Source organism: Methylobacterium sp. WL6 (assembly GCF_008040095.1).
GTDB lineage: Bacteria > Pseudomonadota > Alphaproteobacteria > Rhizobiales > Beijerinckiaceae > Methylobacterium.
Genome location: NZ_VRVH01000006.1, coordinates 23,863 through 49,188 on the forward strand (window position 1 = coordinate 23,863; position 25,326 = coordinate 49,188).

The 25,326-nt window shown below is 70.5% G+C and carries 26 protein-coding genes; 8 read left to right on the forward strand and 18 right to left on the reverse strand.

What is annotated here, in order from left to right:
• Nucleotides 1–35: 35 nt before the first annotated feature.
• Nucleotides 36–1,286, forward strand: coding sequence for a formyl-CoA transferase (gene frc, locus FV230_RS01825; protein ID WP_147841001.1), 1,251 nt, complete (start codon nt 36–38; stop codon nt 1,284–1,286).
• Nucleotides 1,287–1,579: 293 nt separating this feature from the next.
• Nucleotides 1,580–2,770, forward strand: coding sequence for an HPP family protein (locus FV230_RS01830; RefSeq protein WP_147841002.1), 1,191 nt, complete (start codon nt 1,580–1,582; stop codon nt 2,768–2,770).
• Nucleotides 2,771–2,782: 12 nt separating this feature from the next.
• Here the strand turns inward: FV230_RS01830 and FV230_RS01835 are convergent, their stop codons facing one another.
• The 3 genes from FV230_RS01835 to oxlT all read right to left on the reverse strand — a co-directional run bounded on the left by FV230_RS01835 (nt 2,783) and on the right by oxlT (nt 6,789).
• Nucleotides 2,783–3,475, reverse strand: a complete 693-nt coding sequence (locus tag FV230_RS01835; RefSeq protein ID WP_147841003.1) for an esterase — start codon at nt 3,473–3,475, stop codon at nt 2,783–2,785.
• Nucleotides 3,476–3,600: 125 nt separating this feature from the next.
• Nucleotides 3,601–5,364, reverse strand: a complete 1,764-nt coding sequence (gene oxc, locus FV230_RS01840) for an oxalyl-CoA decarboxylase (RefSeq protein ID WP_147841004.1) — start codon at nt 5,362–5,364, stop codon at nt 3,601–3,603.
• Between the two features lie 138 nt (nt 5,365–5,502).
• Entirely contained in the window at nt 5,503–6,789 is a 1,287-nt protein-coding gene (gene oxlT / locus FV230_RS01845) for an oxalate/formate MFS antiporter (RefSeq protein ID WP_147726225.1), read from the reverse strand.
• Nucleotides 6,790–7,179: 390 nt separating this feature from the next.
• On the opposite strand from oxlT, the gene FV230_RS01850 reads away from it, so the two are divergent.
• On the forward strand, nt 7,180–8,283 hold the full coding sequence (locus tag FV230_RS01850) for an OpgC domain-containing protein (protein WP_246694685.1): 1,104 nt from the start codon (nt 7,180–7,182) through the stop codon (nt 8,281–8,283).
• On the opposite strand, the gene FV230_RS01855 is transcribed toward FV230_RS01850, so the two are convergent.
• The 7 genes from FV230_RS01855 to FV230_RS01885 all read right to left on the reverse strand — a co-directional run bounded on the left by FV230_RS01855 (nt 8,267) and on the right by FV230_RS01885 (nt 16,635).
• Complete coding sequence (locus FV230_RS01855) at nt 8,267–10,690, reverse strand: MASE4 domain-containing protein (RefSeq protein ID WP_147841006.1); 2,424 nt, start codon at nt 10,688–10,690, stop codon at nt 8,267–8,269. The two genes, FV230_RS01850 and FV230_RS01855, sit on opposite strands and share 17 nt — an antisense overlap.
• A 126-nt stretch (nt 10,691–10,816) precedes the next feature.
• Nucleotides 10,817–13,735 carry a bifunctional [glutamine synthetase] adenylyltransferase/[glutamine synthetase]-adenylyl-L-tyrosine phosphorylase gene (locus tag FV230_RS01860; RefSeq protein ID WP_147841007.1) on the reverse strand — a complete coding sequence of 973 codons (2,919 nt, stop codon included), beginning with the start codon at nt 13,733–13,735 and terminating at the stop codon, nt 10,817–10,819.
• A gap of 146 nt (nt 13,736–13,881) precedes the next feature.
• Entirely contained in the window at nt 13,882–14,172 is a 291-nt protein-coding gene (locus FV230_RS01865; protein ID WP_147841008.1) for a hypothetical protein, read from the reverse strand.
• Between the two features lie 345 nt (nt 14,173–14,517).
• Nucleotides 14,518–14,712, reverse strand: a complete 195-nt coding sequence (locus tag FV230_RS01870; RefSeq protein ID WP_147726735.1) for a hypothetical protein — start codon at nt 14,710–14,712, stop codon at nt 14,518–14,520.
• A 160-nt stretch (nt 14,713–14,872) separates the two neighbouring features.
• The gene (locus FV230_RS01875; RefSeq protein WP_147726737.1) at nt 14,873–15,076 is read right to left on the reverse strand and encodes a hypothetical protein; all 204 of its coding nucleotides are present in this window, start codon (nt 15,074–15,076) and stop codon (nt 14,873–14,875) included.
• A 235-nt stretch (nt 15,077–15,311) separates the two neighbouring features.
• Nucleotides 15,312–15,701 carry a hypothetical protein gene (locus FV230_RS01880; protein ID WP_210248608.1) on the reverse strand — a complete coding sequence of 130 codons (390 nt, stop codon included), beginning with the start codon at nt 15,699–15,701 and terminating at the stop codon, nt 15,312–15,314.
• Nucleotides 15,702–15,831: 130 nt separating this feature from the next.
• On the reverse strand, nt 15,832–16,635 hold the full coding sequence (locus tag FV230_RS01885; protein WP_246694686.1) for a DUF3108 domain-containing protein: 804 nt from the start codon (nt 16,633–16,635) through the stop codon (nt 15,832–15,834).
• 286 nt (nt 16,636–16,921) lie between these two features.
• On the opposite strand from FV230_RS01885, the gene FV230_RS01890 reads away from it, so the two are divergent.
• Nucleotides 16,922–17,221, forward strand: coding sequence for a hypothetical protein (locus tag FV230_RS01890; RefSeq protein ID WP_147841010.1), 300 nt, complete (start codon nt 16,922–16,924; stop codon nt 17,219–17,221).
• Between the two features lie 231 nt (nt 17,222–17,452).
• Complete coding sequence (locus FV230_RS01895) at nt 17,453–18,724, forward strand: SPFH domain-containing protein (RefSeq protein WP_147841011.1); 1,272 nt, start codon at nt 17,453–17,455, stop codon at nt 18,722–18,724.
• Between the two features lie 73 nt (nt 18,725–18,797).
• On the opposite strand, the gene FV230_RS01900 is transcribed toward FV230_RS01895, so the two are convergent.
• On the reverse strand, nt 18,798–19,040 hold the full coding sequence (locus FV230_RS01900; protein WP_147726746.1) for a hypothetical protein: 243 nt from the start codon (nt 19,038–19,040) through the stop codon (nt 18,798–18,800).
• 411 nt (nt 19,041–19,451) lie between these two features.
• On the opposite strand from FV230_RS01900, the gene FV230_RS01905 reads away from it, so the two are divergent.
• Complete coding sequence (locus FV230_RS01905) at nt 19,452–19,829, forward strand: DUF4440 domain-containing protein (RefSeq protein ID WP_147841012.1); 378 nt, start codon at nt 19,452–19,454, stop codon at nt 19,827–19,829.
• 188 nt (nt 19,830–20,017) lie between these two features.
• On the opposite strand, the gene FV230_RS29340 is transcribed toward FV230_RS01905, so the two are convergent.
• The 3 genes from FV230_RS29340 to FV230_RS01915 form a co-directional block, all read right to left on the reverse strand.
• Nucleotides 20,018–20,188, reverse strand: a complete 171-nt coding sequence (locus tag FV230_RS29340) for a hypothetical protein (RefSeq protein WP_187275350.1) — start codon at nt 20,186–20,188, stop codon at nt 20,018–20,020.
• A gap of 12 nt (nt 20,189–20,200) precedes the next feature.
• Nucleotides 20,201–20,434 carry a hypothetical protein gene (locus FV230_RS01910; RefSeq protein ID WP_147841013.1) on the reverse strand — a complete coding sequence of 78 codons (234 nt, stop codon included), beginning with the start codon at nt 20,432–20,434 and terminating at the stop codon, nt 20,201–20,203.
• Nucleotides 20,435–20,579: 145 nt separating this feature from the next.
• Nucleotides 20,580–20,888 (reverse strand): DUF1488 family protein, encoded by a 309-nt coding sequence (locus FV230_RS01915; protein ID WP_147841014.1) that lies wholly within the window; start codon nt 20,886–20,888, stop codon nt 20,580–20,582.
• A 646-nt stretch (nt 20,889–21,534) separates the two neighbouring features.
• Between FV230_RS01915 and FV230_RS01920 the strand changes: the two genes are divergently transcribed.
• Nucleotides 21,535–21,780 (forward strand): hypothetical protein, encoded by a 246-nt coding sequence (locus tag FV230_RS01920; RefSeq protein ID WP_147726754.1) that lies wholly within the window; start codon nt 21,535–21,537, stop codon nt 21,778–21,780.
• 49 nt (nt 21,781–21,829) lie between these two features.
• Here FV230_RS01920 and FV230_RS30475 read toward each other — a convergent pair whose 3' ends face one another.
• Together FV230_RS30475 and FV230_RS01930 are read right to left on the reverse strand one after the other, a co-directional pair.
• Nucleotides 21,830–22,249 carry a hypothetical protein gene (locus FV230_RS30475; RefSeq protein ID WP_246694687.1) on the reverse strand — a complete coding sequence of 140 codons (420 nt, stop codon included), beginning with the start codon at nt 22,247–22,249 and terminating at the stop codon, nt 21,830–21,832.
• A gap of 231 nt (nt 22,250–22,480) precedes the next feature.
• Nucleotides 22,481–23,728 (reverse strand): nucleotide disphospho-sugar-binding domain-containing protein, encoded by a 1,248-nt coding sequence (locus tag FV230_RS01930; RefSeq protein ID WP_147841015.1) that lies wholly within the window; start codon nt 23,726–23,728, stop codon nt 22,481–22,483.
• Between the two features lie 480 nt (nt 23,729–24,208).
• On the opposite strand from FV230_RS01930, the gene FV230_RS01935 reads away from it, so the two are divergent.
• Nucleotides 24,209–24,526, forward strand: a complete 318-nt coding sequence (locus FV230_RS01935) for a hypothetical protein (RefSeq protein WP_147841016.1) — start codon at nt 24,209–24,211, stop codon at nt 24,524–24,526.
• 143 nt (nt 24,527–24,669) lie between these two features.
• On the opposite strand, the gene FV230_RS01940 is transcribed toward FV230_RS01935, so the two are convergent.
• Together FV230_RS01940 and FV230_RS01945 are read right to left on the reverse strand one after the other, a co-directional pair.
• Nucleotides 24,670–24,915 (reverse strand): hypothetical protein, encoded by a 246-nt coding sequence (locus tag FV230_RS01940; protein WP_187274660.1) that lies wholly within the window; start codon nt 24,913–24,915, stop codon nt 24,670–24,672.
• Nucleotides 24,916–25,012: 97 nt separating this feature from the next.
• On the reverse strand, nt 25,013–25,249 hold the full coding sequence (locus FV230_RS01945; protein WP_147841017.1) for a hypothetical protein: 237 nt from the start codon (nt 25,247–25,249) through the stop codon (nt 25,013–25,015).
• Nucleotides 25,250–25,326: the final 77 nt, after the last annotated feature.

Genomic DNA, 25,326 nt, shown 5'->3' on the forward strand with positions numbered 1-25,326 from the left:
CGCCACCCATCCACGCAAGAGAGGAAAAGCCGACGATGAGCAAGCCACTCGAGGGGATCAAGATCATCGACTTCACCCACGTCCAGGCCGGGCCGGCCTGCACGCAGCTGCTGGCCTGGTTCGGCGCCGACGTGATCAAGGTCGAGCGCCCCGGCTCCGGCGACGTCACCCGCAACCAGCTGCGGCACGTCGAGGGCGCGGATGCGCTCTACTTCACGATGCTAAACTCCAACAAGCGCTCGCTGACCCTCGACACCAAGACGCCCGAGGGCAAGCAGGTGCTGGAAAAGCTGATCGCCGAATCCGACGTGCTCGTCGAGAATTTCGGCCCCGGCGCCCTCGACCGGATGGGCTTCTCCTGGCCGCGGATCAACGAGCTCAACCCGGGCATGATCGTCGCCTCGGTGAAGGGCTTCTCCGACGGCCACCACTACGAGGACCTCAAGGTCTACGAGAACGTCGCCCAGTGCGCCGGCGGCGCCGCCTCGACCACCGGGTTCTGGGACGGGCCGCCGACGGTCAGCGCGGCGGCCCTCGGCGATTCCAACACCGGCATGCACCTCGCCATCGGCATCCTCACCGCGCTCCACCAGAAGAACAAGACCGGCAAGGGCCAGAAGGTCGCCGTGTCGATGCAGGATTCGGTGCTGAACCTCTGCCGCGTGAAGCTGCGCGACCAGCAGCGGCTCGATGCGCTCGGCTATCTCGAGGAGTATCCGCAATACCCGCACGGCACGTTCACGGACGTGGTGCCGCGCGGCGGCAATGCCGGCGGCGGCGGCCAGCCCGGATGGGTGCTCAAGTGCAAGGGCTGGGAGACCGACCCGAACGCCTACATCTACTTCACGATCCAGGGCCATGCCTGGGCCCCGATCTGCCGGGCGATCGGCAAGGAGGAGTGGATCGACGATCCGGCCTACAAGACCGCGTCCGCCCGCCAGGACAAGATCATGGACATCTTCGGCACGATCGAGGAGTGGCTTGCCGACAAGACCAAGTTCGAGGCGGTCGACATCCTGCGCAAGTTCGACATCCCCTGCGCCCCGGTGATGTCGATGAAGGAGATCTCGGTCGATCCGTCCTTGCGCGCCAGCGGCACGGTCGTCGAGGTGCCCCACCCCCATCTCGGCTCGTACCTGACGGTCGGAAGCCCGATCAAATTCTCGGACATGACGGTCGAGATCAAGTCCTCGCCGCTGCTCGGCGAGCACACCGACGAGGTGCTGGTCGACCTCGGCTACACCCAGCAGCAGATCGAGGAGCTGCATCAGGCCCGCGCGGTCTGAGCGGTCCGACGCTCTGTGAAGCCGCTTCCGGTCCCACAGGACGCGGGGGCGGCTTCCGCCGTTTTCGCGTGAGAACGACTGGATGGGTCGCGCGAAGCACCAGACGGCCCCCTCTCCCAAGGGGAGAGGGTTGGGGTGAGGGGCGTGACCTCTCCGGAAAGCTCACGCCCCTCATCCTGTCCTTCTCCCCATGGGAGAAGGGACCCGTGCCTCGTCCCGTCGGCCGTGCGAAGACGACGGCCTCGGTGGGTGTAGGCGTGGCGCGGCGCTGAAACATGCAAAGGCTCGGATCCATGCAGGCCCTGTGGCACCGGTTCGTTCCGGCCGCGACGCCGCTCAGCGTCCGCGAGCGCATCCGGTCGGCACTCGGCGCGATGCTCGGCATCCTCGTCACCGGGGTGCTCGGCGCTTGGGCGCTGGGACCGACCACCGCCCTGCCCTTCCTGATCGCGCCGATGGGCGCCTCGGCGGTGCTGCTGTTCGCCGTGCCGGCGAGCCCTCTGGCGCAGCCGTGGTCGATCATCGGGGGAAACCTCGTCGCGGCCCTGGTCGGCGTGAGCGTCGCGACCTTCGTGCCCGATCCGGTCTCCGCGGCGGCGCTGGCCATCGCCGGCACTGTCGGCCTGATGATGGCGCTGCGCTGCGTCCACCCGCCGAGCGGCGCGGTCGCGCTCACCGCGGTCCTCGGCGGCCCGGCGATCCACGACCTCGGCTACGGCTTCGTGCTCTGGCCGGTCGGCGCGAACTCGCTGCTGCTGCTGGCCTCGGCGCTGCTGTTCAACAACCTGACGGGCCGGCCCTATCCGCATCACGCGGTTGCCGCCTCGCCCGGCCGGATCGGCGCCGAGCCCGCCACCGCACCGCTCGGCTTCACCTCCGCCGACCTCGACGCGGCGCTCGAGGACTTCGACCAGCTCCTCGACGTCGGCCGGAGCGACCTCGAGGCGATCCTGCGCCAGGCGCAGATCCGCTCCTACCGCCGGCGCTCGGGGCAGACCGACTGCGCCGCGATCATGACCCGCGACGTCGTCGCCATCGCGCCCGGCGCCCCGCTGATGGACGCCCTTGCCCTGCTCCGACGCCACCACATCAAGGTCCTGCCCGTCACCGACGAGAGCGCCCGCGTGGTCGGCATCGTCACGCAGACCGACCTCCTCGACAAGGCGGCCTGGGACCGGCGCGGCCCGCGACTCGGGCTCGGGCGCCGCCTGCGCCTGACCGCATCGCGCGGGCGTGCCCCCCACGGATGCGTCGAGGACATCATGACCAGCCCGGTCGTCACCCTGCGGCCGGAAAGCCCGATCGGCGAGGTGGTTCTGCAGATGTCGGGCCTCGGCCTGCATCACCTGCCGGTGGTCGGGCCGGACGACCGCCTCGTCGGGATCGTCTCGCAGGGCGACCTCGTGGCGGCGCTGCTCACCGACGCGGAACGGCCAAGGGCCGACGCGCCGGCGCTCCGCGCACTCGCCGTCGCGCCGGCCTGATCCGCCGCGACGTCAGGGCGGGCTCGGCTCGCCGAGGAAGAACGCCACTGCCTGCGCAACCACGGCCGGATCGTAGGCGTGGGGGCCGTCGTACTCGACGTAGGTGACGTCGTAGCCGGCCCGCTCCAGCTGGGCGGCGTGGCTGCGCCCGCCATGGCCGACCGCGATCTGCGCGTCCCGGATGCCGTGCGAGACGAAGATCCGCGGCGCGCCGGCCTGGACCTGCACGCTGAGGAAGCCGGCGGACGAGGCGATGACGTGGGTGACGACGTCGCCGTTGGTCAGGCCCGATGAGAGGGCGTAGCTGCCGCCGTCCGAATGCCCCGCGAAGGCCAGCCGCGCCGGATCGAGCAGGAACCGCGAACCGACCTCGGCGAGCGCGGCTTCGAGGCGCTCGCGGTCGGGCCCGTGGCCGGCGATGACCAGGTCCCAGGTTGGGAACAGCGATTGCGGCGCCAGCAGCAGGAAGCGGCGCGTCTCCGCATGCGCCTCCAGTATCGGCAGGATCTTCTCGGCGCTGCCCCCGCCGCCGTGAAACAGCACCACGAGCGGCGTCGGCCTGCGCGGGTCGATGCCACGCGGCACCTGCAGGATCGCGTCCCGCTCCGCAAACAGCCCGAGCGCGTGCCGCCCCGGCGCCAGCGGCGGCCGCGTCGGCAGCCGGTGCGCGAAGGCGATCCGGCCGATGAGGCGAGGGTCGATCATCGTGTTCTCGCCGAAGAACCCGGAAGGCCGTTGACGCCGAGCCCGTCATTCCGGGGCTGCGAAGCCGAGCCCGGAATGACGGGCTCGGCGTCGATCGACGGGTTACGAGCCCCGATCTGTTCGCCTCACTTCCGCTTCACGGTGCTCTGCGGGTTGAGGCTGCCGATGTTGCCGCTCTCCGTGCCGGCGGCGGGGTCGATGACCGCGTTGATCAGGGTCGGCCGCCCCGAATCCATCGCCGTGTTGACCGCCTCGCGCAGCGCGTCCGGCGTCGTGACGTGGACGCCGACGCCGCCGAAGGCCTCCATCATCTTGTCGTAGCGCGCGTCCTTCACGAACACGGTCGGCGCCACGTCGGCGGCGCCCGAGGGGTTCACGTCGGTGCCGCGGTAGATGCCGTTGTTGTTGAACACCACGATGCAGACCGGCAGCTCGTACCGGCAGATCGTCTCGACCTCCATGCCCGAGAAGCCGAAGGCCGAGTCGCCCTCGACCGCGAGCACCGGCTTGCCGGTCTCGACGGCCGCCGCCACGGCGAAGCCCATGCCGATGCCCATGATGCCCCAGGTGCCGACGTCGAGGCGCTTGCGCGGCTGGTACATGTCGATGACGCCGCGGGCGAGGTCGAGGGTGTTGGCGCCCTCGTTGACGAGGATCGCGTCCGGCCGCTCCCTGATGATGGTGCGCAGCACGCCGAGCGCGCCGTGGAAGTCCATCGGCGTGGAGTTCTTCAGGAGGCGCTGGCCCATCTTGGCGATGTTGGCGTCCTTCTTCGCCTTGATCGTGTCGGTCCAGGCGGCGGGCGGCGCCGGCCAGCCGCCCTTCATCCCGTCGAGCAGCGCCGCGACGCAGGAGCCGATGTCGCCGACCACAGGCGCCACGATCTCGACGTTCGAGTCCATCTCGCGCGGCTCGATGTCGATCTGGATGAACTTCTTCGAGCCCGGCGCGCCCCAGGTCTTGCCCTTGCCGTGCGAGAGCAGCCAGTTCAGGCGGGCGCCGATCAGGAGCACCACGTCGGCCTCCTTCAGCACCGTCGAGCGCGCCGCGCCGGCCGACTGGGGATGGGTGTCGGGCAGGAGGCCCTTGGCCATGCTCATCGGCACGTAGGGAATGCCGCTGCTCTCGACGAGCTCGCGGATCGCCGCGTCGGCCTGCGCGTAGGCGGCGCCCTTGCCCAGAATGATCAGGGGGCGCTCGGCGCCTTTCAGCACCGCGAGCGCGCGCGCGATCGCCTCCGGCGCCGGGATCTGGGCGGGAGCCGGGTCGATCACCTGCACAAGCGACTTTGCGCCGGCTTCCGCGTCCATCACCTGCGCGAACAGCTTGGCCGGCAGGTCGAGGTAGACGCCGCCGGGCCTGCCCGAGCAGGCGGCGCGGATCGCGCGCGCGACGCCGATGCCGATGTCGGCGGCGTGCAGCACGCGGAAGGCGGCCTTGCACAGGGGCTTGGCGATGGCGAGCTGGTCCATCTCCTCGTAGTCGCCCTGCTGCAGGTCGACGATCTCGCGCTCGGAGGAGCCCGAAATCAGGATCATCGGGAAGCAATTGGTGGTGGCGTTGGCGAGCGCCGTCAGGCCGTTGAGGAAGCCCGGCGCCGAGACCGTGAGGCAGATGCCCGGCTTCTTCGTCAGGAAGCCGGCGATCGCGGCCGCGTTGCCGGCATGCTGCTCGTGCCGGAACGAGATCACCCGGATGCCCTCGGCCTGGGCGAGGCGCCCGAGATCGGTGATCGGGATGCCGGGCACCCCGTAGATCGTGGTGATGCCGTTGAGCTTGAGCGCGTCGATGACGAGGTGGAAGCCGTCGGTCAGCGCCGGCTGCGTGTCGGCCTCGGCCATGTTGACGTCGGCGGTGTGCATATCGATGACTTGGGCGCGTGCGGACATCTCGGCCTCCCGAATGGATGGATGTTGGGCCGCTCCGGGGCCTCGGCCCCGGATGGCTGGTCGCAGGATCCGCGCCGCGCGCGGGTCGATCGAGCGATCGTCGAAGGGGGCGGGCCCTGAAGCGACGGACCCGCCGACTCAGGCGATCCGGACGGGCTCGGCCTTCGGCACCGGCAGCGTGGCGTCGAGGGCGAGGTAGCGGCTCCGCATCGGCTTCAGGACGAAGATCGCCAGCGCCGCCGCGGCGAGGTTGAGGGCGACGATCATGCCGAACACAGCATACCAGCCGTACGCCGCGGCGATCAGGCTGCCGAACGGCACCAGGAACGAGGCGGTGCCCTTCGCGGTGTAGAGCAGCCCGGCATTGCTGGTGGCGAACTTCGAGCCGAACGTGTCGCCGCAGGTGGCGGGGAACAGCGAGTAGATCTCGCCGAACACGCCGAAGTAGAGGGCGGTCGCCAGCACGAACACCGCCGGGGTGGTGCCGTAGCTCAGGAGCAGCAGCACCGCGACCGCGGCGGTCGAGAAGGCGATGAACATCGTGTTCTCGCGCCCGATCTGGTCCGAGACCCAGCCGAAGAACGGCCGGCCGAACCCGTCGAAGATCCGGTCGAGCGAGATCGCCAGGGTGAGCGTCGCCATGGTCAGGCCGAGCATGCTCACCGGCACGTCGGCGACGTGGAAGTCGTGGGCGATCGGGGCGATCTGCGCCGCCGCCATCAGGCCGCCGGCCGCGACCATCACGAACATCGCGTACATCACCCAGAACACCGGGGTGCGCACGGTCTCGCTCGGGGTGCGGTCGACCTGGCTCTGCGGCAGGTTGTGGCGCCGGCGCTGGATCGGCCCGGCATGCCTCGGCTTGCGCAGGAAGATCGAGAGGAACACCACCACCGCGCCCTGGATCAGGCCGAAGGTGAGGAACGCGCTCTGGTAGCCGCTCGAGGCGATCATCTTCGCGATCGGCACAACGGTGATCGCGGCGCCCGCGCCGAACCCGGCGGCGGTGGCGCCGGCGGCGAGGCCCCGGCGATCCGGGAACCACTTCAGCGCGTTGCCGACGCAGGTGCCGTAGACCGACCCGGCGCCGATGCCGCCGACCACCGCACCGAGATACAGCACCGGCAGCGATCCCGCGTAGGCGTTGATCACCCAGGCCAGGGCGATCATCACGCCGCCGAAGGCGACGACGACCTTGGGGCCGTAATTGTCGACGAACCAGGCCTCGACCGGCACGAGCCAGGTCTCGGTGGCGACGAAGACGGTGAAGGCGAGCTGGATCGAAGCCCGGCCCCAATGGTGGTCCGCGTCGATCGGGTCGACGAACAGCGTCCAGCCGTATTGAAGGTTGGCGATCATCGCCATGCAGAGCACGCCGAAGGCGAGCTGCCACCATTTCGCCGCAGGGGCGTCCTGACGTTCCATCCCGGTCTCCTCCGCCTGCGACTCTCTGTTCGCGTGTCTGCATCATGCATCGATTCAACAGGTATGCAATATACCAGACCTGAAGAGGCCTGCGAAACGTATTATCCTGCCGCTTTCTGTCATTCGGCCCCGACGCCGCTCCGCGCAAAGCGGTTGAAACGCTAGGCGCGATTGCGCCTTGGCGATGTAGGGGCCGCACACGGCCGGCTCACGCGGAGACCGCTTTGCGGCCGTCTCCCGCGGACGCTCCGGCCGGCCGTCGTTCGATCGTGATCGGATCGCGCCTGCGCCGCCGCGATGCGCGCTGGCTCGACCGGCCCGCCGCGTGCGAGAGCATGCGGCGACGCCTTCCGAGATGCCGATGCCCTGCGCCCTCCTCCGATTGTCCGCGTGACCGATCCCGCACCTGCGTCGCGCAAGCGCGACCCGCGCGTTGACGTCCTGCGCGGCCTCGCCCTGCTGATCATCTTCATCGACCACATCCCGAACAACGCGCCGGCGCTGATCACGCCACACAATCTCGGCTTCTCGGATGCCGCGGAGCTGTTCGTTCTGTTTGCGGGCTACTCGGCGACGGTGGCCTATGGCGGCCTGTTCCGGCGGGCGGGCGTGCCCGAGACCCTGAAGCGGATCGCGATGCGGTGCCTGCGCATCTACGTGTTCCAGGCCGGCCTGCTGCTCGCCACCCTGCTGATCGTGCGCGCCTGGATGGACGCGACCGGCCTCGTCCCGCGCTTCGGGGTCGCGCCGCTGCTGCAGATGGGGTTGTGGTCCGGCCTGTGGCGCGGGCTCCTGCTCAACGCCCTGCCGAACTACCTCGACATCCTGCCGCTCTACATCGTGCTGCTGGCGGCGTTTCCGCTCTACTATGCCGGCATCCGCCGCAGCGTCTGGGCGGTGCTGAGCCTGTCGGGCCTGGTCTGGGTGCTGGCCAACCTCGACCCGGCCCTCAACCTGCCGAACGCGGCGGCCGACGACGGCTGGTACTTCAACCCGTTCGCCTGGCAGTTCCTGTTCGCGATCGGGATGGCGCTCGCCGTGATGGTCGCGGCCGGCGACGGACTGCTGCCGCGCCGCGCCTGGCTCACGGCGGCGTGCTGGGCCTATCTCGCCGTCTCGCTGTTCCAGGCCGTCCCCTGGGACGTCTTCGGCCTGCCCGATATGAGGCCGTTCGAAATGGCGGTGCCGGACAAGGCCCGGGTCTCGCCGTTGCGGCTCCTGCACATCCTCGCGCTGATCTACCTCCTGTTCGGCTCTCCCGTGCTCCACCGCCTCGCGACGAGCCCGCGCCTGCGGCCGCTCGAATGGTGCGGGCGCCATTCGCTCGAAGTGTTCGCGCTGGGCTGCCTCGCGGCGCTGATCGGGCGGATCAGCTACCGCACCTTCGGGCCGAGCTGGCCGCTGCAGGTGAGCGTCAACCTCGGCGGCCTCGCGGCGATGATCGCGCTGGCGTGGTTCCTCGACCGCCGGGCGCGCCTCAGCGCCGCCCCATGACCACCCGCAGCTTGTCGGCCAGATCCTCGCGGCCGTAGGGCTTGTTGAGCAGGGGCAGGTCGGCCGGCAGGCCGTCCTCGCCGAACGCGGACGCCGTGTAGCCGGAGGCGAGCAACACGCGCAGGTCCGGCCGGAGGCGACGCGCTGCGACGGAGAGCTGTACCCCGTTCATGCCGCCCGGCATCACCACGTCGGAGAACAGGATGTCGACCCGCTCCGGCCCCTGCAGGCGGGCGAGCGCTTCGGCGGCACGGGTCGCGGTCAGGGTGCGGTAGCCGAGCTCGCTCAGGCTCTCGACCGCCATGTCGAGCACCGCCGGCTCGTCCTCGACCACGAGAATCACCTCGCCGTCGGTCGCTCGGCGCAGCGGCATCGGGGCCTCGGGACGGGCCGATGCGGGCTGCTCCTTCGAATGCGGCAGGTAGATCGACACGGTCGTGCCCGTGCCGACCTCGCTTTGCAGCACGACCTGCCCGCCGCCCTGGCGCGCGAACCCGTAGACCTGGCTCAGCCCGAGGCCGGTGCCCTTGCCGACTTCCTTCGTGGTGAAGAACGGCTCGAAGGCGCGCGAAGCGGTGCCGGCCTCCATGCCCAGGCCGGTGTCGCTGACCGCGACGTGGACGTAGTGCCCGGGCGCGAGTTCCGGCGGCGCGGCACCCGGTTCGCCCGTCACGGTCAGGTTCTCGGTCCGGATCAGAAGGCGGCCGCCGGACGGCATCGCATCGCGGGCGTTGACCGCGAGGTTGAGGATCGCGCTCTCGAACTGGCCGGGGTCAAGCCGCACCGGATCGAGCGCGGGGTCGAGGTCGAATTCGACGGCGATGGTCTCGCCGACGGCGCGCTGCAGGAGGGTGTGGAAATCCTTCAGCAGGCGGTTCGGGTTGACCGTCTCGGGCCGCAGCACCTGCCGGCGCGAGAAGGACAGCAGCTTCTCGGTCACCTCGGCGCCGCGCCGCGCCGCGGTCATCGCCGAGCCGGCGAGGCGCTCCACCCGCTGCGCGTCGCCCGGGCACCGGACGATCATGTCCAGGTTGCCGATGACGATGGTCAGCAGGTTGTTGAAGTCGTGCGCGATGCCGCCGGTGAGCTGGCCGATCGCCTCCATCTTCTGAGCCTGATACAGGCGTTCGTCCGCGTCCTGGCGGGCGGTGACGTCGACGACGATTCCGGCGAGGCCGGTCGCCCGGCCGGCCTTGTCCCGCGCCGCCCGGCCCTTGAGCTCGATCCAGCGCGTCGCGCCGTCGCCGGCGCGCAGGATGCGGCATTGCAGGTCGAGCGATCCGGTGGCGGCGACGGCGGCGAAGGCCGCCTCCGCGACGTCGCGATCCTCGCGGACGACGTGGGCGAGGGTCGTCGCGACGTCCCAGCGCGGCTGCAGGGCGTCGTATCCGAAGATCGCATCATGGCGCAGGCTCCGGCGGGAGGCGCCGGCGGCGAGGTCGAACTCCCAGTCGCCCATGTCGGCGGCGTCCAGCGCGATGGCGAGGTGGTCGCGTGCGGCCTGGAGGTCGGCGCGCTGGCGCTCGCGCGCCTCGGCGATGCGCTCGGCGTGGCCGTAGAGCAGATCGACCTTGCGCAGGTAGGCACACAGGACGACGACGCCCGATATCAGCGCCTCGATCCGCCCGGCGAACCAACCGACGGTGCCGCGCGCCGCGCCCGTCTGCGTCACCAGGTTGTCGAGGAGCAGCAGGAACAGCGAGACCGCGAGCCAGAGCTGGAGCAGGCTGCGCAGGCGCGTCGTCCAGCAGAGGATCGCCAGCGAGGCCAGGGTGAGCGCGACGACCGCCGGCCCGATGCCGGAGGTGGTCAGCGCCCAGTAGTCTTCGCCGACGACCGTCGTCGGCAGCCGATCGACATGGGCGACCACGAGGTAGCTCAGGCCGGCTACCGCCGCCGCGACGCCGATCGCCGTGGCGATCCCGGCACGCGCGGATCGGTCGGGTGCGATCAGCCTCGTACGGCCGTCGCCCTCCATGATCGCGTAGGGGAGCGCGAACAGCGGCGGCCCGAGATGCCACAGGGTCCAGAGCCACGTCGTCGTCGCCGGGCTCGAGCCGAGGATGCGGTCGGCACCGAACACGTTCGGAAAGCTGAGAAGCTGAACCGCGACGATCAGCGTCACGTAGAGGCTGCCTGCCGAGAGCACCAGCAGCGGCACCGAGCGGGTGCGGCCGTACTGCGCGAAGAACAGCACGGTGGTCACCGCGTAGACGACGACGAGCGCGGACTGATAGCTCGCCACGAAGCCCGGCATCGGGGCCATCGGGCGGCCTGCGACCGGGAGCAGCGCGAAGGACAGCGCGGTGAAGGCCGCGCAGGCGAGGCCGGCGAACCGGCGCTGCCCCGCCCCGGGTGCCGCTGTGGCGAGGGTCCTCAGGTCGGTGGGGCGCGGTGCGTCGTTCACGATGGTCTCCGACCGCGCGACACCAGTGGTGATGCCGAGCGGTCAAGGTTGTGGCAGATTTCCACAACCTACGATACCCGCCTTGAAGCTCGGCAAAGTCGTTCGGCGTCGAACGATGCGGCGACGTCAGTGCTTCGGGCGTCGAAGAGCGAGAAGGATCTTACGCGTCGCGCGCCGCTCGGCCTGAATCTGCGCGACCAGGGTCTCGGCACTTGGGACGCCCATCGCCGTGGCCATGCGGGCCAGCGCGCCGCGCGACGGCGCCGACCCGTCCGCGCCGACCAGCCGCTGCCAATGATGCACCGTGTCGAACAGCTGATAGGCGTCGGCGAGCCGGGTTGCGGTGTCGATGGGCAGGATCCCGCGGGCGCCGGCCCGCTCCAGCACCGCGTCGGCGGTGGCGCCGACCAGATCGGGATCGGCCTGCGCGTGGCCGAGCACGAGGGCCTGGGCCAGGAACTCGAGATCGAGCAGGGCGCCCGGCGCCAGCTTCAGGTCGAGCGGCCCGCGATGGCCCTTCTCGCGGGCGACCAGCCCGCGCATGTCGCGCACCGCCGCGCACACCGCGGTCGCGTCGCGCGGCCGCGCCACGGTCTCGCGGATGCGCGCCGCGATCTCGCCGCCGAGGCCGGCATCGCCCGCGATCACGCGCGCCCGGGTCAGCACCATGTGCTCCCAGATCTCGGCTTCGTCCTGGTGATAGGCGACGAAGCCCCGCACCTGCACCGCGGTCGGGCTGTGCTCGCCGCCCGGCCGCAGGCGCAGGTCGACGGCGTAGAGGCCGCCGCGCCGGGTCTGGACGGTCAGCGCCGCGTAGAGCCGCTGGGCGAGGCGGTTGTAGGCCACCACCGCGTCGATCGCCTTCGGGCCCGTGGTGGTGCGGTCCTCGGGGTCGAAATCGTAGACGACGATGAGGTCGAGGTCGGAATCCGCCGTGAGCTGGCGCGAGCCGAGGCGGCCGACGGCGAGGATCGCGCAGCGCCCCTTCGGCACTGCGCCGTATTCCGCCGCGAACCCGCGCTCGACCGCCGCGAGGCTGGCGGCGACCGCGGCTTCGGCGATCCCGGAATAGGCCTCGCCGGCCTGGGCCGCCGACAGGATGCCCGAGAGCAGCCGCGCTCCGGTGACGAAGCGCAGCTGCCGGGCCGCGTCGCGGCTGCGGTCGAGGAAGGTCTCGTGGTCCCCCGGGCTGCCGACCAGCGCCCGGTACTGCGCGGCGATCGCCCCCGCATCGGTGGTCGGCAGGACGAAGTCGGGATCGAGCACCGCGTCGAGCACGTGCGGGCCGCTCCCGACGGTCGCCGCGAGGCGCGGCGCGGTGCCGAGGATGTCGGCGAACAGCAGGCGCAGGCGTTCGTGCGCGAGCAGGATCGTCAGCAGCTCGGCCGCGTCCGGCATCCGGCCGAAGGCGTGGTCGAGGGTGTTCAGCGCCGCGTCCGGCTCCGCCGTGCCGCCGAGCGCCTGGAGCAGGCTGGGCAGCAGCTCGGTCAGGACGGCGCGCGCGCGGGCGGTGCGCACCGCAGGGCGCCGGCCGAAATGCCAGCCGCGCACGGTCTCGATCGTGCGCGCCGGCTCGGCGAAGCCGAGCGCCGAAAGCGTGGCCAGCGTCGCGGGATCGTCCTCGCTGCCGCTGAAGACGAGGTCGCCGACCTCGGCCGAGAGGCTCGGCGCGGTCTCGAACAGCAGCACGTAATGGGCCTGGACACGGCCGGCATGGTGCAGGAGCGCCGCCTCGAACGCCGCACGCGTGGCGAAGCCGCAGAAGCGTGCGAAGGCGGTGAGATCGTCCGGCTCGAGCGGCAGGCGCTGCGTCTGCTCGTCGCGACGCATCTGCAGGCGATGCTCGATCGTGCGCAGGAACGCGTAGGCCGCGTGCAATTCGTCCCGTGCGGCTTCGGTGATCCAGCCGGCGTCGGTGAGGCGGCCCAGCATCGGCACCGTCCGGCTGCCGCGCAGCTCCGGGCGCCGCCCGCCGAAGACCAGCTGCTGCGTCTGGACGAAGAACTCGATCTCGCGAATGCCGCCGCGGCCGAGCTTGATGTCGTGGCCGCCGACGGCGAGGGCCTCGTGCCCGCGCACCACGTGGATCTGGCGCTTCATCGCGTGGATGTCGGCGATGGCGGCGAAGTCGAAGTATTTGCGCCAGATGAACGGCCTCAGCTCGGCCAGGAAGCGCGCGCCGGCCTCGCGATCGCCGGCGATCGGCCGAGCCTTGATGAAGGCGGCCCGTTCCCAGTTCTGGCCGAGCGACTGATAGTAGTCGAAGGCGAAATCGGTGGAGAGCGCCACCGCAGTCGAGCCGGGATCGGGCCGCAGTCGGTAATCGACCCGGTGGACGTAGCCCTCGGCGGTGCGCTCCTCCAACAGCTTGGCGATGCCCTGCGCGACCTTGGCGAAGAAGGGTTTCGCCTCGACGCCGTCGGCGAGCGGCACGCGGGCGGCGTCGAAGAACACGATCAGGTCGATGTCGCTGGAATAGTTGAGTTCGCCCCCGCCGAGCTTGCCCAGGCCGAGGACGACGAGCCCCGAACCGGCCTGCGGGTCGCCCGGGTCGGGCGGATGCAGCTTCCCCGCCCCGGCCGCCTGGAGCAGGAGCGCGTCGGCCGCGGCGCCGACGGACGCGTCGGCGAAGTCCGACAGAGCCTTCGTCACCGTCGGGAGGTCCCAGAGCCCGCCGAGATCGGCCAGCGCGACGAGCAGCGCATGCTCCGCCCGGTTCCACCGGAGCGCTCGCCCGATCGCGACGAGGTCCGGCTTCGTGCCGCCCGCGCGCCCGGCGGCGCGCTGGCGCGCTGTGATCGCCGCGTCGGACGCTTCCGGGGCCTTCTCGACCAGGGCGGCGAAGCGCTCCGGCGCCTGTGCGATCAGCCGCCACAGGAACGGGGAATGGTCGGCGATCCCAAGGAGCAGCGCCCGCAGGGGCAGCGTGAGGAACCCCGCCGGGAATGCGGCTTCGACGTCGCCGAGCCGGGCGGCGGCGGTGTCCGGATCGTGGAGCGCCGGGGCCGCCCCGAGGCGGTCGCGCAACGGGCCGAGGGCTGGCATGGGGTTCGACCCGTCCGTGGCCGGGATGGGGGAGGTTGCCGTTCGGTCCTCCGATCGGGCGACACGCTACCCGATCGCCGCGCCTTTGGGGATGCGGATGCCGCGTCTCGGCACACCGGCAAGGGCGGCTTTCCCGGGCCGACGCCCTAATCCATCAGCGCGAGGGTGCGCAGCACCGCCATGCCGACGAGCTCGGCATCGATCTCGCCGGCCTCCGTCCGGGGTAGGACCGCGACGGCCTCGACGATGTTTCCCGAAAGCGGCCCGACCACGACCTTGAGCACGGCGCCGGCCGGCGCGTCGGGATCCTCGACCAGGGCGACGACGTGGCCGGCGGCCTCGCCGTAGACCCGAAGCGGCTGATAGGCCGCCTCGTCGGACTCCGCGTCGACGGGTTGCGGCTGGCTGCCGAAGGTGGGACGAATCACGTTGCTCATGCGTCGAGTCCCTCGCACGCGGTGGGGCCGGGCATCCGCTCCGTTGGACCGAGGTTCGGATCGCAGCTTCGGCCGGACGAGGATAACGCCGTCCGCCGGATCGCGCATCAGCGTGCTTGCCAGGACATGTCGTCTCCGGTCGACGCGACGGCCCGGACAGAAAAAAGGCCGCCCCGAAAGGAGCGGCCCGAAGTCTAGGGAGGAAACGCCCAAAATGGGCAGCAGGACCGCGACGCCATCGCTATCCCGCAACGCACCAATAGTACGTTGCGACGCACCATGCAAGCGTCGGACGTTCCGTACCGATGACGGAGCGCAGCGTTCCCCCCGCTTCGGAACGCGGCGTCAGGAACCGCCCTGTCGATCGTCGTCGAGCTGCCGCATCAATTCGGCCAGGCGTGGATCGAGCGCTTCGTCGATCACCGGCTCGTAGAGCGCCTGGAGATGGCGCCCGAGGCGCTGGCGCGTCAGCGCGTCGAGGGTCGGCGGCGCGTCCGGCTTGGCGACGATGGTCTGGGCTTGGCGGTTCGTTTCGAGCATGAGCCTTACATTGGCGCCGGGGCGGACATGGCAACCGTCCTGCGGTCGAACCCTGTCGTCCGGCCCGGGGATGCGGCGACGACGACGCCCGGAAAGCGGAACGGCGCGGACCCTGGGGGGCCGCGCCGTTCCTGTCTCGCAAATCGAAGGGTCGTGGGCCTTAGCGGTCGCCGACGCCCGACAGCAGCTTCTCGATCTGGCCGAGGCCGCTCTCGCGGGCCTTCGCCTCGCTCGGCAGGCTCCGGTCGGAGCGCTGGGTCAGCTTGCCATTCTTGCGGATGGCCCACTGATACGAGCCGCCGTCGGCCTTCGGGGGAATGATCTCCAGGGAGTACGGATGGATGTTCGTTGATGTATCGCTCATGCGCCGATTATGCCACGGACAGGGAGCCAGACCAAGTCCGGTCTGAAACATCGGCTCGAGATGCCGCATCGGGCGATCCGCCGCGCGACGTGTCCGCCGCGCCGATGCCGCCGGCGGGCATCGGCGAGGGACGCCCGCGGGGAGCGCAAGACGTCTGCGACGACGCTCGCGAGAGCGGCCCTCAACGCCGTGGCCCGAGCCGAAGCCGGGCCTGACCGGTCGTCATCGGTGCGGCCTACTGCGCCTTCTCGTGCTCGCCGAGGCCGACGGCCCTGTAATCGTAGGTCGGGTAGAACTCGGTCCGGTAGGCGCCCCAGGCAGTATCCTCCAGCACGCGGTTGATCTCGCGGATCCGGTTCGCCGGCAGGCGCAGGACGATGACCTGGCCGATGCCCATCACGACGTTCCACGACACCACCTCGATGCCGGGCGGCGGGAAGGCCTTGTAGAACCCCTGCCGGGTGAGCTGCGCGTTCAGCTCGGCCAGCGGACGCGACTGGTCGTGCTTCAGGAAGACCGTGAGCAGGATCGCGTTGTCGGGCGTCGCCGCCGCGGAGCCGGACGGCGGCGCCGCGACGGTCTGAGCCTGGGCGCGGGGCATGCCCGCGACCGGGAGGACGATCATCGCCAGGGCCGCGAGCGATCGGATCGCAAAGGGTGGGCGTCGCATCTCATCGTCCTCCTGCGGCCTTCGTCCGACGTTCGGGGCGCCGGGTCCGAACATGGGCCGCGATGCCGAAAGCCCCGAGCCGGCCTCATGGATCCGCGTGGGCGGGTTTGGCCGGCGCGGCATTCCAGCTCGTCGTCTCGATGCGCGCCGTGCCCCAGCCGGTGCCGACGGCGATCGAGAGCGGCAGCAGCAGCCCGGCTTCCGTGATCGGGGCGAGGCGCACGCGCATGTCGTCGTTCTCCGACATCCGGCGCACGGACGAGCCCTTGGCGCGGTGGCCCGCCACCGGGATCCAGCGGATCCGGCACTCGAGCGCGGCCCCGCGGTAGGGCCCGGCGGCGACCTGGACCACCGTGCCGCGCGACAGCGCGATGTCGGCGCGGGCGGCGCCGTCGAAGACCGGGATGCGCCGATCGCACATGGCGGGGACCAGCGGGCCGGGGCCGACCTGCACCGCCAGCATGCCGATCGGATCGGTGACGTTGGTCGTGTCGGCGGCGGTGACCGGGACGCGATCGGGTTTCGGCTGCGGCTCGGGCTCGACCTCCGCCTTGCGGACGGTGCCGGCATCGAACGTCACCAGCACGCGCACCGGTGCGGTGCCGTAGCGACTGTCGATCCGAAAGGTGCTCGGCACCGCGCCGGCCGGCGACAGGCGCCCGCTCGACCGCGCCGTGCCGTCGCCCTGGAAGAACCAGCCGGCGAGACCGGTGAGGCGCCCGGTGAGGCCGATCGCGTAGCGCTCGGGGGTGAGGTCGGCCGTGAGATCCGCGGTGCCGACGCCGAGATTGAGGAAGCTGAGGCCGTACTTCACGACGACGTGCCGAGATCCGTCCCCGCGCGGCGCCGCGGACGCCGCCGGCACGAGGGCGACCACCGCCACGAGCACCGCAGAGAACGTCGACGGCGGGGCCGACGGACGTGATCGCTTCGGGAAACGCACGCCCCTCACCCCGTGCCCTCGCATGCCGGACATCCTCGTATCGCCGGAGCCTAGGGCAACCCCGTCGACCGGTCGAGAAGCGGTGCCAGCCATCGAACAGCGACCCGAGCGCCCACGCAGTGATGCCGCCGAGGATAGGCCGGTGGTCGACCTGCCGAATCCCCCGGGTTTCGGATGAACCGCGCCTGCTTCTGTCCGTTGCCGTGCGACCTCTCATGAAATGGACGGCCCGATGACACGCTTGACGATCGCACTCGCCTCCGCGCTCGGAGTTCTCCTAAGCGGTCCCGCCTCGGCACAGATCGTCACGGGCGGCGCCGGCAATACCGGCGTCACCGCCCCTCCCGGCACCGGCGGTGTCGGCGGCGGAGCGCGCGACCTCGGCCCGAGCCCGATCACCCGCGGCAACGAGGCCAACCCGAGCAACTCGTCCGTGCCCGGTACCACCCCGAGCGTGAACATCGGCGGGACGCCGACCAGCGGACCGCCTGGCACCGGCGGCGCGGCCGGCGGCCCGTCCCTCGGCCGGTGAGGCCGGCGACCTGCAAGGGTCGCATGGCTTCGTTGTCCGCGCCGCACGCTCCGCCTGTCGCTTTGGTGTTGCGGCGCACACGACGCGGCGCGATGATCACTGTCGTTCGCCGCCATCCCGGTCGGCGAGCACCGCGCGACGCGGCCCCGGCGAGACTCCGGCGTGCCCTCCGCCCACAGTGACGGCCCCAGGCCATCTGGGGCATCTCACGTCTCGCTGCAGACCCCATCCATGAGCACCACGCTTCGTATCGCGTTGACGACGCTCGTCGTCGGCACGGATGTCTTCGTCCTGCGTGCAGGGCCGGGCGACCGGCTCGGCGCCGCGGGGGCCGGGCGCATCGCGGCCCGCCAGTTCCAGGATGCCGACTGGCCGGCGGCCGAGACCGCCTGGGCCGCGACGGCCCTGAACGGCGCCGGCCCGTTCGCGGCAATCCTGTCTCTGGCCCTGATCGCCGCGATCTGGTGCGTCGGACGGCGCGGGGCCGGATATGCCGGGCTCGCGGTCGCGGGCTTGCTGGTCGAGGCGCAGCCCGAGCCGGCACAGGCCTACTACGACACCCGCGACTACCCGGAATTCGTCGAGGTCCTACCGAACCAGACCGCCTTCCTCATCCCCGAGGTCGGCGAATCGAAGTCCGGCCAGGCGGCCTTCATGTCCGAGCAGTTCCTGAACGAGCGCAAGGTCGCGATGAAGCGGGTCCAGATCCCGCACACGCTGATCCGCAATCCCGGTTGGGCATACGATTACTACGTGCCCGCCGCGCGGCTGATGCTCGTCGACCGGTCGCCGGTCTCGCGCGAATGGGTGAGTTCGACCGATCGCGGCACCTCGGCCAAGGACCAGGGCATCCGCTTCGAGACCGCGGAATCGGTGACCCTGCGCACCGGCGTCGTCGTCTCGGCCTTCGTGAAGGAGGAGGATGCGAGCAAGTTCGTCTACTGGTTCGGCGCGCGCGCCACCGGCGGCAACGCGAGCGACCCGCAGGTGAACTTCGCGAGCGTGATCCAGGGCAAGTCGCTGGCCGAGGTGGTCGACGAGAACGTCCACCGCACCGTTCAGGCGGCGATGGCCAATGAGTTCGGCCGCCGCACCACCGACGAGGCGATCCACGGCAAGGCCGCGATCATCGAGGCCGTCGAGAAGGAGGTCCGGCGCGTCTACGAGCCGATGGGGATCACGGTGACGACGCTCGGCTACGCCGAGGGTCTGACCTTCGACAACCCCGAGATCCAGAAGGCGATCGACCTGACCTTCGTGGCGATGAAGAACGCCCAGTCGGCTCAGGCGCAGATGCAGACGCTGCCGATCCAGGAGAAGATCCTCGACCTGAAGATCCGCGAGATGGATGCGGAAAGCCGCCAGACCCTCGCCGGCCGCTGGAACGGCTCGGCCGCCAACGTCCTGCCCGCCCTGCCGAGCTGGGTCGTGCTGCCTGCCGGCTGGCTCGACGCGCTGAAGATCTGGCTCCAGCCGGGTCAGCCGGCGCCGGCCGGGCACTGACCGTCGGCCGCCGGTGCATGGATGCGGCGCGCCGGCGGACTGTTCGCGAAGGGCGTGGATCGGTGCGGAAGGCCTAGACGTCGGCCCCTTGCGTCTCACGGATCATGCGGTCGACCAAGGCTTCGCGCTTCCCCTGACGGATCAGGATGCGCGCGGCGGCTCGGGCGTTGGCCGCCCGCACCTCCGCATTCGGCGCGCCGTCGCGAAGCGCGCGCGCGGCGAGCTTTCGGAACCAGCGCACGTTGGCGATGACCGTCGATCGGCGGCTCAAGGGGCCGCCGACATCGAGGAGCCGTTCCGTCGTTGATGAGGACATCGTTTCGATCCCGGATCGCGGGCCCCCGCTTGTCCGTGAGTGAGACAAGAAATGGCGAACGCACCAAGTTTCGGCAAGAGCGATGCCGTCGATGATGTGCCGAATTTAGACATCGGAGCTTCGGCCGACCGGAAAGCGACTGCGGTGTCCGGCCCGGCGTCAGAATTCGGCCGCGGTCCGACAAGGCTTCCGAAGCACAGTGCGGGACCTCGCCGAGCCGGAATGACCCTCTGCGAAGGTCGTTGCGCGACGTCGGGCCAAGCGCGTTCGAGCGCGTCGGCGATACTGTTTTACGGGTTCGGACGACCCGAGCCTCAAGCGGTCGACCCGCTCGCAGGGTCGCGGCACGACGGAACGAAGCGGTGCGACCGCACTTCTCCGAGGGACTTCCCGCTGCTTGAGGTGAACGCCATGGACGACGACCGGGTCTGGTCTTTCGAGAAGAGCCTCTGGGACGGCAGTCCCGACCATTATCGCGAGCTCGTCGACGAGGAATGCCTCATGGTGCTGCCGCACCCGCCCTTCGTGCTCAGCGGCACCCAGGCGATCGAGGCCGTCGCTCATACGCCGCGATGGACCGAGGTCGCGTTCTCGAAGGGCCAGATCGCCCGGCCGCAGGAGGGCATCATCGTGGTCGCCTACCACGTCGAGGCCGCGCGCGACGACGAGGCGTATCAGGCGAACTGCACCTCGACCTATCGACGCGTGTCGCACGAGGTCTGGCGCGTGATCCAGCACCAGCAGACGCCGCCGCTCGTCCTGCCGAGCGCCGTCGAGAAGACCGGCTGATCGGGTCCGTCTCGCCGAGAGCGCCGGTGCCGTCACGCTGCCGGAGGCCTCGCGGCCTCGACGGGACCGCGTGGCGGCGTCGCTTCGCCGATCGGACCCTATGGCATGGCGAACCCAGCGGCTCGCGCCGATCTGGGTTCGGGACAGGGTGCGAGTTCGCGTCGTCGGGTCCAGCCGCGCCTGGCGGCCTACGGACGCCGAGCCTTGTCCTCAGCCTCCGTTCCCGGCCGGTCCATCGGGCCCGCGCCCGGCTTGGTCTCCCCGGTGACAGTGTCCTGGGGCGTGATCGCCGCGCCGTTCGGCTTCGGTTTTCCCTGCGGCATCCGCTGGGCCTGGGTGTCGGTGGTGTCGTCGGTCATGCGGGCGGTCCTTCAGATCTCGGTTTCGCGGCGGACGACCGCGGCCTCGCCGGTGCCCTTCTGGGCCAGGCCGACCTCGGCATCCTCTCCCGGCACCGGGAGCGGCTCGGAACTGGTCGCGTCGGTCAGGCCTTCCTCCGGCTTCCGGGCGGCTGGCGCATCACGCGTTTCCCCAGCGTCGGCGGGACGGCCGGCGTCGTAGGTGGTGTTCGCGAGATCTTCGGTGTTGGCGACCTGATCGGGCATGGGGGACTCTCCGGTTCGGAAGAGCAACGTCCTGCGATCGGTCGCGGTTCTCGCAAGCGCGTCGCGATGTTCCGAGCGGCGCCGGCGGCATGATCCGCGGTGCCGATCGCGTCCGAGCCGGGGAGCCTCGACGGGTCGTCCTCGGTCAGGTCACCTCGTCCGCCGCATTGGCCCGCGAGCCCGGCGCGGCAAAATCCGCAGCACCGATCCGAACGCGGTCGCTCGGCTCGGACAGGCGCTCATAGGTCTGCTTCGCGGTTCCCTCGATCACGGCACGATGCGACTCGAAGAAGTCGACCGGCCCGAGCTTGGTCGCGCCGAACTCGGCATGCATCACGTCGACCGGGATCTCGACGTGGATCACCCGCCCCCCCTCGATCATGGCGAAGGCCACGATGTTCGGATCGGTGGCGGAAAGGTGCGCATCCTGATCAGAATGCTTTTCTAAGGCCATGGGACGGTATCCGGCTCGCGCCGGCGGATCGCCGTCGCTCAAGCACACGCACCTAGCGTTCGATCACCGCCGAACCAGGGCCCTGGATGCGTGGGTCCGATCCAGCATGGGACGCGCGCGGCGGGACCCTGCCCCGTCGCGCACGCCTCGAATCGCGCCTCAAGTCCTTCGGTCAGAAGCCGACAATCACGCTGGCCGTCCCGATGACGGTCGCAACGAGGCCGAAAGCGAAGGCCCCGATCATCGCGTAGCTGAACAGCTTCAGTTTCATGCTTGGCATCCTTACCGGTTGTGGCGAAGCGATCCGCCGGCGGTGCAGCCGCACCGCGATCTGCGTCGATCCGGAGATGGCGATCCGACCTCGGCCGTGACGTGCCGGTGCGCACGCTGCGTCGCAACACGTCGCGGTGCACCATCCGGAGCAAGGTCGGTGCCAGGATGATCGCAGGAGACGCCGCCGGTGGATCGTTGCCCGCCGTGATCCAGCGTGACCGGGGTGCAACAGCCTTCCGAAAAACCGCGAGGCCGAAGCCTGCGCGCGGTAAGCCGCGGTCATGCCTTGCGGATGAGTACGCACACACGGCACGATTGAATGTTTGGCAATGTTAACAACCTATGATTTACGTGCCCAGGTTGGGAGGCAAGCATGCAACCGTCGGAATGCTGCATCTTTCGGATCGTGCTGGCGTCGGCTGTCGGGCTCGCGATCACGACTCTGCTGCTCTGGAAATACTCGCCGGTCCTGGCCATCGTATCGGCACCGGTCGGAGGGTCGATGGCGGCCATCATGGCGATGATCGTGTTCCAGGCGGCCCGGCCCTTCGTCTCGTCCGAGCCGATGGGCGTCAATCCGCACAGCGACTATTTCGCCCGGAAGATCGACTTCCTGTAGCGTCGCCCTCGCGCGGAAGACGCGTCGCGGTCGACGCGAAAGGGCCCCTTCATCGGACCGCCTGCCGTGCCGCCCGGTGTCGGACGTGGCCGTGTGCGGCCGCTGACCGCTTGCCGATCCGACGCGCCCGGACGATGCGCTGCGATGCCGTCGCGAACCGCTCGCTGGGCTCTGTACGGACCTGCCGCATGCTACGGACGTTCTGCACGTCGTCGTAGGGCCCGCGGCCCGTGCGCGCCCGATAGGCCGCGCCCGCGAAATCGCCGGGCGTCGGCGGCGTGCCGGGTTGCAAGAAGCTCGTCTCCGGCCTGTAGGCCGGCCCCCACCCGATCTCGTCGTCGCCGGCCGGATCCTTGCCCGGAAAGCCGGTGACGTAGCCCGTGCTCTGCGCCGCGGCAGGCCATGCCGGCCCCAGTAGGCAGGCGACGCAGCCGAGGACGCAGATCGCCTTGTTCGGTGAAAACGGCACCCGGAACCTCCTTCGTCGCGACATGCCGGGCAAGCCCGCCCATGCCACCCATGGTCGCGAGGCCAACCGTCCGTTCGCCACCCGGTTCGGAGCCTGTGGTCAGGTGCCGCGGAGGTCGCGGTCGCGAGCCTGACCTCACGCAGACGGTCGCCCCGACGGTCGCGACCGCTCAATCGGCCGGGCCGTCGCCCGTCACCGGGTGCGACCGACGTTTCGTGGTCATGCCGGGGCTCACGCCGCGATCGCCTGCTCGACGGCATCGCAGGTCGCGCCGAGCCCGTCTTCGTGCGCGACCCGCTGCGCGGCCTCGCGGCAGGCGTGCGCCACGGTCGGGGAAGTCAGGAGCCGATCCATGACGCGCGCGCCGCGTGACGGCGTAAACCGGCGACGGCTCAGCGTCGCCCCCACGCCGAGCTTTCTCAGGCGGGCGGCTTCGTCGAAGTGATCGAACGCCACCGGAACGACGAGTTGCGGGATGCCGGCGGTGAGCGCCTGCGCCACGGTGCCGATGCCGCCGTGATGGACCAGGGCGGCACAGTGCGGCAGCAGCGCGCTGAACGGCGCGTAGGCCACGTGCCGGATCTCCGGCGGCAGGGTGTCGGAGACCTGATCGGCCTGCGGCGCCAGCAGGATGCCGCGGCGGCCCATGCGCCGACACAGAGCGGTCGCGGTGCGGAAGAACGCCCGACCCTGGCGCATTCCCGAGCCGTAGGTGAAGGCGATGGGCGGCGCGCCCGCGTCGAGGAAGGCCGCCACCTCCGGGTCGAGCCCGTCCCGGTCACCGAAGCGATCCGAGAGCGGAAAGCCGACCTGCACGGCCTGCTCGGGCCAATCGGGCTGCGGCTCGGCGAACCAGTCCGGGCAGGTGAGCACCATCCGCGTCGGGCTGTTCCACCAGTGGCGCAGCCGGCGGACCGGCGGCAGGCCGAGGGTCGCCCGAAACGCGTTCAGGCCGGGCAGCACCGCCGGGTCGACGACGTAGCGATCCCCGCCCCGCCCGAGCCAATGCCGGGTGCGCGATGGCAGGAGGTGCACCAGCGGCAGGCCCGGAAGCACGGGGGCGTCGCGGCGGCTCTCGATCAGGAACGGCGCGACGTGGAGCGTCACCAGGGGCAGGCCGAGCTTGTCCTGCGCGACGCGGGCGCCGAGGCTGTTGGGGGAGGCCACGACGACACCGCCCTCGGCCGACCACCGTGCGCGCAGCCAGTCGAACACCGGCTCGGTCGCCGAGGACAGGGTCTGCAGAAGCGGTGCGACCCCGCGCCGCGGATGCCAGAGATCCGGGTGCCGGATGGTGCGCTCGTAATCCGCCTGCGTGCCGAGAGCGTGGAAATCGACCCCGGCCCGCTTCGCCAGCCCGCCGAACGGCGCCGGCGCCGCCAGGGCGACGGCATGACCGCGCCGCTTGAGGGCGGAGGCGAGCGCAAGGAACGGCAGAACGTCGCCGTGTGAGCCGAGCGTAACGAGATGCACCTGCATTGCGCTCTATTACGATAAATTCCGGCCTTTGACTTCAACAAACTTAAGAACGCGCATATGACATAAGTCATAGGCCGGATTTCCTAGTATAATGCGTTCGTACTAGTTGCTGCGGTCAAGCTTCTTCTCGCCTGCACGATCGGGCCGTGGCACCCCAACCCGGCAAACGCCTATGTCGTAAGGGTCGCGCGCAGGACGCGAACCTGGACCTGCTCGCCTCGCGAAGCACGTCGCGACGGAGCGCGAGCATGTCCGAACTCAAATGGTGACCGTCGTCCTGACCGGCGCATCGAGCGGTACCGCCCATGCGGCCGCTGGGGCGTTCATGGCGCGCGCGGGCTGCGTCGTTCCGGCCGCGCGCCGTATCGGTGGGCCCGATGCCACGCGGTCGTGAGTTCCGGGTCGGCAACGACGAGGTGGTCGCGACCCCGACCGACGCAACCGATCCTGAGGCGGTGGAGGCCATCGCTGCCGAGCCCCTTGCGGCCGTTCCGTCGGATCGACATCCAGGTCGGCGCGGGCGCGTTCGGGCCGCTTCTCGACACGGCGCTCGACCTGCGAAGGCGGGTTGTTGCGATCGACCAGATCGACGCGATCCACGGCGCCTGCGCGGTGCCGCACGTCCTGAAGTTTCGCGCTGCACCCGCGCTGCAAGGTGCCGGTTGGCTGGCGGACGCGCCGGCACTCCCAAAGCAAGAAATCAAGTGCGGGTTTTGGTCCTCGCGCTTGCCGGGGCCGGACCTCGGCGGGTTATGCGACGGCGCCGCTTACGCGCCGAGGCCGACGGCACCGGCATGAACAGCGGCCGACGCGCGAGGATGCGTTCTCCACCGGCCGCATCGGTCCGCGGCTGGCGGTGCCGGCCGCATGCGGCACCGCCCGCCTCGAAGGCGGCCCTGTGGGACATCGAACCCGAGAGGTCGCGGGTGGCCGTGCGGCTGCTAGCTCTCGGCGTGCAGGCTCTTGATGAAGCGCCGCGCGATCTCGCGCACCGCCTCGTCGTCGCGGGCCTCGCCGTGGGCCTTGTCCCACAGGTGGTCGAGGCTGCCGTCGAGCTCGTCGAGGAGCTCCGGATGGCGCTGCGCGACGAAGCGGATCGTGCCGAACAGCAGGTGCTCGACCGCCATCTCGCGGCGGCGGGCGTCGATGATCGCGTCGGACGCTGGGGCGGATGTCGGATCGGTCATGGCGCATCAACAGCCGCCATCCTGGTTCGGTTCGCACGCTCGCGCTGCTCCGAGTGCCGCAGCCCGATCATGGTCAGGCGTGCGGCCGGCCGGCGGCTCAGGTGAGCCAGCGCTCGTCGATGTCGGTCGCGTTCCACGCCGCCATCGGCTGGCTCGCATCGCCCTCGGCGAACACGACCACGTCGTTGGGGCCGACATCGTGGACCGCGAACCAATCCCAGAGGCGGTGGATCACCCGGGGACCGCCGAAGATCCGGACGGCGTTCCAGTAGCGGTCGTCCTTGAAGCCGACGTAGTGGACACAGCGCGGCGATCGGTCCGACGTCTCAGGCATCCGGACGATCGCGCGGCAGGCCGCCTTGGACGTGGTGACGGCTGGCTTCGGGAAAGCGCATCGGTGAAGGATAAGCG